This window comes from Mailhella massiliensis (assembly GCF_020741395.1).
Taxonomy (GTDB): Bacteria; Desulfobacterota; Desulfovibrionia; order Desulfovibrionales; family Desulfovibrionaceae; genus Mailhella; species Mailhella massiliensis_A.
This window is the reverse complement of the sequence record NZ_DYZA01000032.1, coordinates 1-11210: the sequence shown is the minus strand read 5'-3', so window position 1 is coordinate 11210 and position 11210 is coordinate 1. Positions and strand designations below refer to the sequence as shown.

Genomic DNA, 11210 nt, shown 5'->3' with positions numbered 1-11210 from the left:
AAAGTAATGTAAAAAAATATTCTCGAAAAAGGAAAAAAGCGATATTGTCGCATGAGAGACATAAAAAAATATTTTTCCTGCTATGCTTTTTTCATGGGAAGAAAGGAACAAGACGGATTTCTTTCTCCGCGGGACAAGTATGGCTCCGGCGGAAGAGCGTCAGCTCTCCCCACAGTATCTTTAAGGACATTTTGCCCTGGATGTTTGTAAAAGGCGCGGTGTTTTCTCATTGTCCGGGCGGAAAGCCCGCTTTCGTAAAAACGCGCCATGAAACCGTTCCACGAGCCCCGTTGGGGCGTGTAAGGAGGCAAGTATGGGCTATCCCACCATTTATCCTACCGGCGTTACCTTGTATAAGCCTGAAAAGGCGTGGAGCGGCTATACTGTCCTCCCGCTGGAAAACGACGGCTCCCTGCTCATTGACATGAACGGCAACGAAATCCGCAAGTGGAAGAACCTGCACGGTTTCCCCGTGAAGCTGTTTCCTCAGGGGCGCCTTGTGGCCAGTTCCGGCATGCGTAATCCTAAGTATGGTCTTCAGGATCAACGCGATCTTATTCAGGTGGATTTCGACGGCCGTATAGAATGGCAGTGGAATCAGGCCGAGTTCATTACCGACCCCGGGGAAGAACCGCAGTGGATGGCCCGTCAGCACCACGACTTCCAGCGCGAGGGCAACCCGGTGGGGTATTATGTGCCCGGCATGGAGCCTCGCATTGACGGAGGCAACACCCTTGTCCTGGCCCATAAGGATGAGCATGTTCCTTTTATTTCCGACAAGCCCCTTCTGGACGATGTGGTGTATGAAGTGAACTGGGAAGGGGATATCATCTGGGAATGGCACTGCAGCGAGCATGTGGAGGAGATGGGGTTTTCCGAGGAGGCGCGCAATGCCATGTGCCGCAATCCCAACTATCGCGGAGGCAGCCTGGTGGAGGATTCCCCGGCCGTGGGCGACTGGATGCACGTCAATTCCATGTCCGTGCTCGGCCCGAACCCGTGGTATGATGCCGGCGATGGGCGCTTCCACCCCGACAACATCATCATGGACGGCCGCGAGACCAACATTATTTTTATTATCAGCAAGGAGACGGGCAAGATAGTCTGGAAGGTCGGGCCCGACTACAACGCCACGCCGGAAATGAAGAAGCTCGGTTGGATCATCGGGCAGCATCATGCTCACATGATCCCTCGCGGACTGCCCGGCGAAGGCAACATCCTTGTGTTCGACAACGGCGGCTGGGCCGGTTACGGCGCACCGAACCCCGGAGCGAAGGACGGCACCAAGTCCGCCCTGCGCGACTACTCCCGCGTGCTGGAATTCAACCCTGTGAATCTGGAAATCGTCTGGCAGTATACGCCCCATGAAGCGGGTTTCGTGGTGCCGTTGGATGCCTGCCGTTTTTACAGCCCTTTCATCAGCTCCGCCCAGCGTCTGCCCAACGGTAACACCCTCATCACCGAAGGTTCGGACGGCAGAGTGTTCGAAGTCACGCGCGAACATGAAATCGTGTGGGAATACCTCTGTCCCTACCGCACGGCGGAAAACGGCAAGATGAACTTCGTCTATCGCGCCTACCGTGCCCCTTACGAGTGGGTTCCCCAGCTGGAAAAGCCCGTGGAGACCGCCATTGAGCCCATTGACAACGCATCCTTCCGCGTGCCCGGGGCCGCGCCTCTGGGCGTGAAGGAAACTATAGTTATTGAAGGCGCTATCGACGGTTTTGCCAATGCCGGAACCTGCGTGGCAGCCACGGAATAACGTGTGTTGCCGGAAGGGCATGGTACGGGTATGAAAAAGCGGCCTCTCTCCGATGTTCGGGAGAGAAGCCGCTTTTTTATAGTGTTGCCGGGTTACTTGTTTTTTCCGGGAAAATGGTTGTGGGGCGTGTAGGTGTAGGGCCCGCTGAACAGGGGAGAGGTGATGATGAAGTCGGCCGTGGCGCGGTTGTTGGCGATGGGAATATCGTACACCTGGGCGATGCGCAGCAGGGCCTTCACGTCCGGGTCGTGGGGCTGGGCCGTGAGCGGATCGGAGAAGAACACGATGATATCGATATGGCCTTCCGCCACCTGAGCGCCTATCTGTTGATCGCCGCCGAGGGGGCCGCTCAGATAGGGAGTGACGGGAAGACTTGTGCGTTCATTGATGAGGCGCGCCGTGGTGCCGGTGCCGCAGAGAAAATGTCGGGCCAGAATCTGGCTGTTTTCGGCGCACCACTCAATGAGGCTTTCCTTCATGTTGTCGTGGGCGATAAGGGCGATGTGCTTGGTGGCGCTCATGGTCTTTTCCATGCTTTTCCTCGCTTTGTTGTCCGGCCGGGCCTTCCGGCTTTCATTATGTTTCTTTCTGTGTTGCAGTAAACATAGGCAGAGAATGTGAAGCCTTCATGAAGGCAATCATGTTTCCGTCTGCTTTTCAACCGGAAAAATGGTCGAACCCCGCCGACACCGGGAGGTGCCCGTTGAGCGCGATTGGGCCTGTACCTACCGTTCCCAGCAGAAGGGAGGGGACGGCAAAACCGGAAAGGACGTGGGCCAGCTCCGGCCAGAGCGGCGAGGGGCATGTCCCGACAAGCGCGTAATCTTCTCCGCCCTCAAAGGCAAAGTCAGGGGCGGTGATGCCGTGTTGTGAGGCGTAGCGCAGAATTTCCGGGGCAAGGTCTTCCGGGGAAAGCACGATATCCGCCCCGAGGCCTGTTTTTCCCCTTGCGAGAAGGCGCGGCAGGTCGCGGGCAAGTCCGTCGGAAACATCCATGAGGGAGAGGCGTTCTTCGAGGTGATGGCGCAGGGCGAAGCGGGCAAGGGCCATGCCTTCTTTCGCGAGAGGCATGGGGCGAAGGTGTGCGGAGCAGGCCTCCGGCCACATTGCCTTGAGGTCTTCACATTCTTCAGGATTGGATCCTTGTTCCAGAAGCGTCAGTCCGAGGCGGGCAAGCCCCACGGAACCCACAAGAAAAACAATGTCCCCTTCCTTCGCCATGCCTCGCCGAAGGCCCATAGGCAGGCCCTCCGGAAGCTCTCCCCAGGCTGTGACGCAGACATTCAGAAGGGAGGAGCGCGCGAGATCGCCGCCGGAAAGGGCAAGGGAAAAGCGGTCGCACAGATCTTTCATGCCGCGGCAGAAGCCGGAAAGCCACTCTTCGTCCTCCTTTCCCGTGAGAGTAAGCCCTATGGAAATGCCCGAGGGAGAGGCTCCGCTCGCGCCTATGTCGCTGATATTCACGGCAAGGGCTTTGAAGCCCGTGTCGTAGGGCGTGAAGTAGCGCCTGCGGAAATGCGCGTCTTCCGCGAAGATATCCGTGCTCACGGCAAGGGGCGCACCCGGGCGGAGCACGGCGCAGTCGTCTCCCCTTCCCAGCAGAAGGGAGGGATGATCCACGGGAAAGAAGCGGTTGACAAGGGCGAGGATATCGTCTTCGCTGGCCGGTTTCATGACTGCTCCAGGGTAAGGTAGTCGGCAAGGATGATTTTCAGCCCGAATCCCGGGAAATGGACGCGGTATTTGTCCGGCGGGATCTCTTCCACGATCTTGCCCCGGCCGAAGAGGCGGTGCCGGCAGAAGCCGAGCTTCTTTCTGGCGGGTTTCTCTTCCGGGGATTCTTCCAGCTCGCGTCCGCTTCTTGCGGCTTCGCGCACGGCGGCCATGTAGGCGTCGTCCGCATCCTCGCGCGAGCGGGGCGTGAAGCTGTCCTCCCGCTCTACGGGCGGCCAGCCGTCGTTTCTGCGCCTGAGCATTTCTTTTTCGTCGTCATTGTCGAAATGCCATGCGCGCCGTCTTGGGGCATCGCCGAAGCTTGTCACGGAAGGAGTTTCCTGCACTCTTCTTTTCGCCAGCATTCCGCCGTAGTTCTCAAATACTTCTTCCAGCATGTCCGGGGGAAGTTCGCGCACGAAGGGACTGGGGGAGGCGGGCTCCCTGTCGCCCGAGGAGCGGCTGTAGATGCTGAGCGGCGAGAAAAGATCCAGCGTATCCTTGGCGCGCGTGCAGGCCACATACATGAGGCGGCGCTCCTCCTCGAAGTCTTCAGGCCGCACCAGGGCGTGGCGGGAGGGAAAGCGGTCTTCCACCAGGTCGATGATGAGCACGGCCGACCACTCCAGTCCCTTGGAGGAATGTACGGTGGAAAGGGTGATGCGGTCTTCCTCACCTTCTTCTTCCGGGGCTTCTTCAGGGTTGTCCAAGGAAAGGTCGGCCACAAAGAGCTGGAGGTCGTCGTAGGAGGAGGCGATGGTGGACATTTCTTCCAGTCCCTGAAGGCGGCGGGGCCAGTCGTCGGGGAAAAGTTCTTCCATCTTCGGGCGGTAATGCTCCAGGATGCGGCCTATGACCTCTTCCGGGCGGGGACGCTCCATGCGCAGAGAGGAGATGAGAGCCATATTTTCCTGAAAGTCCGGCCAGCGGGAAGAGGCTTTTTTCAGCGCGTTTTCGTCGGTTCCGCAGGCGAGGGTGAAGAGTTTGCGCGAGGTTTTGGGCCCTATGCCCCGGGAGAGCGCGGCGACGCGGTCGAAGGAGGGCAGGTCCAGCGGATTGTTCACCAGGCGGGCAAACGCCATGACATCCTTTACATGGGCGGCCTCGGCGTAGCGGAGCCCCCCGTACTTGCGAAAGCCTATGCCGCGCTTGTTGAGCTCAAGTTCCAGATGGTAGGACTGATATCCCGAGCGGAACAGAACGGCGATTTCCCGCGCAGGGACGGAGGAGAGCAGCTCTTCGATGCGGCGTGCGGCAAGCTGGGCCTGGCTCAGGTCGCTCAGTGGGCGGTACAGGGTGACGGCCGCTTCGGAAGGAAGTTCCCGACGGGAGAAAAGGTGTTTGCGGTAACCTTCCGAACTGTGGGAAAGCAGGTTGTTGGCCACGTCCAGCACGGGCTGCACGGAACGGTAGTTCTCTTCCAGCCGTATGATGCGTGTGTTGTGAAACAGCTTGGGGAAATCGAGGATGTTGTGCACCGTTGCACCGCGGAAGGCGTAGATGGACTGGGCGTCGTCGCCCACGGCCATGATGTTGCCGTCCTTTCCGGCCAGCATGCGCACAAGGCGCGCCTGTACCTTGTTGGTATCCTGGTACTCGTCCACCATGATATGGCTGAAGCGCATTTTCTGGGCTTCCAGAAGGTCGGGCTTATCGATGAAGAGCTGTTCCAGTTCAAAGAGCAGGTCGTCGTAGTCCAGAAGGGCATGTTCGTGCTTGTAGTTTTTATAGGCCTCCCCGAGTTTCATGAGATCGGAGGCGTGGGGCAGAAGGTGCTGCGCTTCGCGGGAGAGCACTTCTTCAAGGCTCATTTCCTTGTTCCGCGCCTTGCTGAGCAGGCTGATGACGGTCTGCGTGCGGGGAAAACTTCTGTCGCCCTTGCCGAGGCCCAGGTTTTCCTTGCAGGCTTGAATGGCGGAACTGCTGTCGGCGGTGTCCATGACGGAGAGGGCGCCGCCCGTCCAGTCCGGAGCCCAGCGGCGCAGCACGGAAAAAGCGAAGCTGTGGAAGGTCCCCCCCTGCACGCCGAAGAGCTGATGATCAAGAAGGGTTGCAGCCCGATGCAGCATTTCCTGCGAGGCCTTGCGCGTGAAGGTGAGAAGCAGCATGGAGCGGGGATCCACCCCCTGCTCGGCAAGCCAGGCCAGGCGGTACACGATGGTGCGGGTCTTACCGGAACCTGCGCCGGCAATGACCAGCATGGGGCCTCCCGGCGCTGTGACGGCCTCTTTCTGGGCATCGTTCAGATGAGATATATCGAGCATGGCTGATCAGTCGCAGGCAGGGGCGTCGTTTTCAGGTTCTGCGGGAATTTCCGGGGCAGGCGCGCCCGCTTCGCGAAGCCGCTCCCACAGTTCCTCCATGCCGAGGCGCGTCATGGCCGAAACGACGAGGGGTTTCTCTCCGCCGAGTATTTTTTCCCAGGTTTTCTGCTGGGCGGAGCGTTCCTTCAGAGTACATTTGTCCGCCTTGGTGAGCACGGCGATGACGGGGAGATTTTTTGCGCGGGCGAAATCAGCCATGACGCGGTCGGACTCCTGCGTGGGGATGCGGCAGTCGATGAGCAGGACAAGAGCGCGCAGGGAGGGGGTATGTTCAAGATATTTTTGAATGAGCGCCGCCCAGTTGCGCCGCTCCTCGTGGCCGCGCCTGGCGTAGCCGTAGCCGGGAAGGTCGGTGAGGCAGAAGCCGTCGGGGCTGACCTTGAAAAGATTCACGGAGCGCGTTTTTCCCGGCTCGGAACTGACCTTGGCCAGTTTTTTTCTCCGGGCGAGGGCGTTGATAAGGGAGGATTTGCCCACGTTGGAGCGCCCGGCAAGGGCGAGCTGAGGCATGTCGTGCGAGGCTTCTTCCAGCTGCTCCAGCGTGTACAGGGTAGCCAGAAGCTCCAGCGTGGGTTCGGGCCTTTTCTTTTTTTCAGCGGACAGGTCGATCATGGCGCTCCTCGCGAGTTGACAAAGTGAGCCTCTATCGGACAATATATCTTGCTTTGCGGAAAGAGCCGAGATTAGCCTGCTCCGGCTGAAAAGGCAAATATTCCGCAGAGGCTCCCCGCGATGCGGGGGGCAGGTTTTCCCATAAGGGAACTTGGCGGGCCGCATGCCGGACCGTTTCGGATGTTTATAAAAATACCGTATTTCCGCCTGGAGGCATCATGTATTCCACGACTGACTTTCGCCGCGGCCTGAAGATCGAGATCGACGGCACCCCCTATGAAATTGTTGAGTTCCAGCACTTCAAGCCCGGCAAGGGCGGAGCCATGGTGCGCACCAAGCTGCGCAACATCCTGAACGGCCGCGTGGTGGACAACACCTTCCGCTCCGGCGAAAAGGTGGGCAAGCCCGACATGGAGCAGCGCGACATGCAGTATCTGTATCGCGAAGGTACCGACCTTGTCTTCATGGACATGACTACTTACGAGCAGATTTCCCTGCCCGAAGCCGACACCGACGGCAAGGCCGACTGGCTTCTGGAATCCCAGCAGTGCCGCGTGCTTCTCTACAACGGTCAGCCCATCGACATTGAAGTGCCCGTGAGCCTTGTCATGACGGTGACCAAGACCGAGCCCGGCGTGAAGGGCGACACCGTTTCCAACGTGACCAAGCCCGCCACCCTGGAGACCGGCGTTGTCATCCAGGTGCCGATTTTCGTGAATGAAGGGGATCGCGTCAAGGTCGATACCCGCACCCGCGAATATCTCGGCCGCGATTAATTCGAGCGTTTTCCTTTTGCGCTGCCGGCAGGACGTTTCGCGCCCTTCCGGCAGCGTTTTCTTTTTTGGTTGCGAGAGTGCCTTTGGGGAAGCGCGCTCCCCAAAAGGTGCGCAACGCATGAAGGGGATCATGAATGTACGGACACAGGCTGATACGCGAACTGCTCGGACTGCTTTTTCTTTTCTGCGGTCTGCTTATGCTGCTCAGTCTCTGGAGCTATCACGCCGGTGACCCGACCTTCAATCAGGCCGTGAGCATACAGGCCTCGTCCGTACAGAATGCGGCGGGCCTGTTCGGCGCGTATCTGGCCGGATTTCTGGTGGACAGTTTCGGCGTCGGCTCTTTTTTATGGGTGGTCTTCTTCCTGGCCGTGGGCGCGGGGCTGGTCTCGCGCTGGCTGGTGCTCAAGTGGTACCGCTGGCTGGGCTATGTACTGCTTTTTTCCTGTGTGCTCGTCACTTCCTCCGCTTTTGACGTCACCGTGCACGGCATACACGGCGGCGGGATCACGGGCCAGTGGCTTTCGGCCCTTTCCCTGATTTTTTTCAGTCCTTCCGGCTCTTTTCTGCTGTGGCTTTTCGTATTCCTCATCGCCATGGAGCTTTCCTTCAGTATTTCCTGGCTGACGCTCATTTCCCGCCTCATTGCCTGGGTGATGAGGAAAATTCCCTCCTTCGGAACCACCTACGACCTGCCTGTGCCGCACGTTCCCTCTTCCCTGAAGCGCCTTGCCGCAAAGCTCGGCAGAGAGAAGGAAGGTGCTTCGCGCCCGCGTGTCGTGTTCGATATCATCGCGGGCAGAAAGAAGAAAGAGCCTGAGCAAGAGCATCCCGCTCTGGATTTGAACCTGCATGAGGACGTCCCGGAAGCAAAGAAGCCGGAAGAAAGCCCGAAGGAAGAGAATGCAAGTGGCTTTCTCCACCTTGCGGAGGAGCCGGCAGTGCGGAAGAATGAACTTTCCGATGAGGTAAAAAGCGTTCCTTTGATATTGTGGGAGGAAGAATCCCGGGCACATGAGGCTTCCGTCCCGAAAGAGGAGCAAGAGTTCATTCTGGAGTTGGACGACCCTGTGGGCGACGCTTCCATGGAAAAGCCCGTTGCCGTGGAGAGTGCGGCAGGCAGGCCCGTCGCGGAGTTTTCCTCTCTGGAAACTGCCTGCATTCAGGAAAGCGACAAGGGGCAGGAAGAGCATACGGAAGAGCCGGAAGAGGAAGAACTCGGCCCGTCCGCCCTCGCCGCCCTTTCCGCCCGCTCCTCTCTGAGAGAGGATGATTTTCCCGCCGTGGTCGTTTCCTCTTCCCATACCGGGGAGAAGGCATGCGTCGAGTCTTCCTTTACGGAAGAGGTGAAGGATGAGGAATACGCCTCCGTCGATACCGCCGTTGCAGGGGCCATGGCTATGCAGAAGGATTTCATGGCTGCCTCTTCCGCCACGACGGAAACTCCGGCCCCGGCGCTGCCGAAGCGCAGGGAACTTTCCCTGCCGCCGCTCGATCTGCTTTCTCCCCTTCCGGAAAACGACCTCGCAAGCCGGCCCGACGGCGCTACGTTGACGAGGCAGGGCGAAGCGCTCATCACCTGCCTGAAAAACTTCAACGTACATGCCACACTGGCCCGCATCACGCCCGGCCCCGTAGTTACCCTGTTCGAGGTACGTCCAGCTCCCGGCGTGAAGGCCACGCGCATCACCAATCTTGCCAACGACCTTGCCATGTCGCTCAAGGCCGTATCCGTGCGCATGCAGGCCCCAGTGCCGGGCACGGATACCGTGGGCGTGGAAGTGCCCAACGAGAAGCGCGCCACCGTGCACTTCCGGGAAATCGTGGAAAACGAGAGCTTCCGACAGGCAAAGTCCCTCCTTACCGTGGCCTTGGGCAAGGATACCGGGGGCAGGCCCGTTTCCGCCGACCTTGCAAAAATGCCTCATCTTCTGGTGGCCGGCGCCACGGGTGCAGGCAAGAGCGTGTGCCTGAACGCAATCATCCTCAGTCTGCTTTACCGCGCAAGGCCGGATGAGGTGCAGATGATACTGGTGGACCCCAAGCGCGTGGAACTTTCCATGTATGCGGATCTGCCGCATCTCGTGCATCCCGTCGTCACGGATATGGACCTCACCAAGAATGCGCTTCTCTGGGCTATTGATGAAATGAATCGTCGACTTTCCCTGTTCTCTAAGGTGAAGGTGCGCAATATCACCGGCTACAACGAACGCCAGGCCCGGCTGCGAGCAGAGGTGGAGGCCGGGGGCTCCATGCCGCTGGATGCGGAAACGGGGGAACCGGAAGATCTTTCCAACATGCCCTTCCTGGTCATCATCGTGGACGAGCTTTCCGATCTCATGATGGTGAAGCGCAAGGAAGTGGAAGGCAGCATCGTGCGCCTGGCGCAGCTGGCCCGTGCGGCGGGCATACACCTCATCATCGCCACCCAGCGGCCCAGCGTGGATGTTGTGACGGGCATCATCAAGGCAAACTTCCCCTGCCGTATCGCCTTCAAGGTAACGAGCGGGCAGGATTCGCGCACCATTCTCGACGGTGCGGGTGCGGAAAAGCTGCTCGGTATGGGCGACATGCTTTTCAAGCCCAACGGAGGCATGATACAGCGCCTGCACGGAGCTTTTGTGAGCGATGAGGAAGTGTCCGCTGTGGTGGAATACTGGAAGAGGCAGCAGGCGCCGAATTACAAGATAGATTTCTCGGAATTCGGCAGCGACGCCGCCGAGGAAGGTTCAGAGGATTTCGGACAGCCTGCTTCCCGGGGCAACGATATTGTGGACGACCCCATCTATGCCGAGGCTATCCAGTTCGTGCTGGACAACGGCAAGGTGTCCATTTCCCTGCTCCAGAGGCGTTTTCGTATCGGCTTCAACCGCGCGGCCCGTTTTGTGGAGCAGATGGAAAAGGACGGACTGCTCAGCCAGGCCGACGGCACACGCCCGCGCAGCGTCGTCCACCGCTAACCCATGCTTCCGGCAAGGCCGGAAAAGGAACTGCCATGATACTCGACGGCAAGGCCACGGCGGCCGCCATACGCGCCGCACTGCGTGAGAAGATAGAAAAGGACAGGGAGAAGGCGGGGCGCGCCCCCTGCCTCGCCGTAGTACTGGTGGGGGAAGATCCCGCCTCTCAGGTCTATGTGCGCAACAAGGAAAAAGCCTGCGCCGAAGCCGGCATCGACACGGCTTCCTACCGCAAGCCCGCCTCCATGCCGCAGAAGGAGCTGGAGGATTTCCTTGCCTCCCTCAACGCTGATCCGGCCATTGACGGCATCCTGCTCCAGCTTCCTCTGCCCGAAGGGCTGGATGCCCGCCCCTGCATCGACGCAATCAGCCCTGAGAAGGATGTGGACGGCCTTACTGCCGTGAATCAGGGCCGCGTGGCCATGAACGTGCCGGGACTCCGCCCCTGCACGCCTGCGGGCATACTGGCCATTCTCGACCGGTACGGCATTTCCGTGAGCGGCAAGAAGGCGGTAGTCATAGGCCGGAGCAACCTTGTGGGCCGCCCCATAGCTCTCATGCTGGGCAGCCGCGACTACAACGCCACTGTGACCATGTGCCATTCCCGCACGCCCGATCTTGCCGCCGTGTGCCGTGAGGCCGATATCATCGTCGCGGCCCTGGGCAGGCCCCGCTTCATCACGGCCGACATGGTCAAGCCCGGGGCCGTCATCATCGACGTGGGTATCAACCGCGGGGAAGACGGCAGGCTCTGCGGCGACGTGGACTATGAGAACGTGGCCCCGCTCGCCTCCGCCATTACGCCCGTGCCCGGGGGAATAGGGCCCATGACAATTTCCCAGCTTCTGGTCAACACCGAAAAGGCGTGGAGAAGGAAGCTTCTGGAAAAGTAGGCTGCCGTTCGTCGCCCGGGGCTTTTGCTCCGGGCGATGTTTTTTTAAGTCCGAAAACTCCCCGCTATGCGGGGAGTTCCAAAAAGGCGAAGCCTTTAAATAAGTTAAAAAAGGGGTTCCTTTGTGAGATAACCAGTTGTCTCGACTCGAAATCTATACACAAAGGAACC

At 59.4% G+C, this 11210-nt stretch carries 8 protein-coding genes; 4 read left to right on the top strand and 4 right to left on the bottom strand.

Annotated elements, in window-relative coordinates; all coding sequences use genetic code 11:
• Nucleotides 1-313 precede the first annotated feature (313 nt).
• Nucleotides 314-1762 carry an aryl-sulfate sulfotransferase gene (locus K8W16_RS01870; RefSeq protein WP_304120663.1) on the top strand — a complete coding sequence of 483 codons (1449 nt, stop codon included), beginning with the start codon at nucleotides 314-316 and terminating at the stop codon, nucleotides 1760-1762.
• Between the two features lie 92 nt (nucleotides 1763-1854).
• Here K8W16_RS01870 and K8W16_RS01865 read toward each other — a convergent pair whose 3' ends face one another.
• From K8W16_RS01865 to yihA, 4 genes are all read right to left on the bottom strand, one after another.
• Entirely contained in the window at nucleotides 1855-2295 is a 441-nt protein-coding gene (locus K8W16_RS01865; RefSeq protein ID WP_304120661.1) for a methylglyoxal synthase, read from the bottom strand.
• Between the two features lie 124 nt (nucleotides 2296-2419).
• On the bottom strand, nucleotides 2420-3436 hold the full coding sequence (gene thiL, locus K8W16_RS01860) for a thiamine-phosphate kinase (protein WP_304120659.1): 1017 nt from the start codon (nucleotides 3434-3436) through the stop codon (nucleotides 2420-2422).
• Nucleotides 3433-5739: an ATP-dependent helicase gene (locus tag K8W16_RS01855; RefSeq protein ID WP_304120657.1), complete on the bottom strand. Its 2307-nt coding sequence runs from the start codon at nucleotides 5737-5739 to the stop codon at nucleotides 3433-3435. The genes thiL and K8W16_RS01855 overlap by 4 nt, the downstream gene beginning before the upstream one ends.
• 6 nt (nucleotides 5740-5745) lie before the next feature.
• Entirely contained in the window at nucleotides 5746-6411 is a 666-nt protein-coding gene (gene yihA / locus K8W16_RS01850; protein WP_304120655.1) for a ribosome biogenesis GTP-binding protein YihA/YsxC, read from the bottom strand.
• Nucleotides 6412-6629: 218 nt separating this feature from the next.
• On the opposite strand from yihA, the gene efp reads away from it, so the two are divergent.
• From efp to folD, 3 genes are all read left to right on the top strand, one after another.
• Nucleotides 6630-7187, top strand: a complete 558-nt coding sequence (gene efp, locus K8W16_RS01845) for an elongation factor P (RefSeq protein WP_304120653.1) — start codon at nucleotides 6630-6632, stop codon at nucleotides 7185-7187.
• A 134-nt stretch (nucleotides 7188-7321) separates the two neighbouring features.
• Entirely contained in the window at nucleotides 7322-10147 is a 2826-nt protein-coding gene (locus K8W16_RS01840; protein ID WP_304120651.1) for a DNA translocase FtsK, read from the top strand.
• Between the two features lie 35 nt (nucleotides 10148-10182).
• The gene (folD, locus tag K8W16_RS01835) at nucleotides 10183-11040 is read left to right on the top strand and encodes a bifunctional methylenetetrahydrofolate dehydrogenase/methenyltetrahydrofolate cyclohydrolase FolD (RefSeq protein ID WP_304120649.1); all 858 of its coding nucleotides are present in this window, start codon (nucleotides 10183-10185) and stop codon (nucleotides 11038-11040) included.
• The last annotated feature ends 170 nt before the right edge of the window (nucleotides 11041-11210 follow it).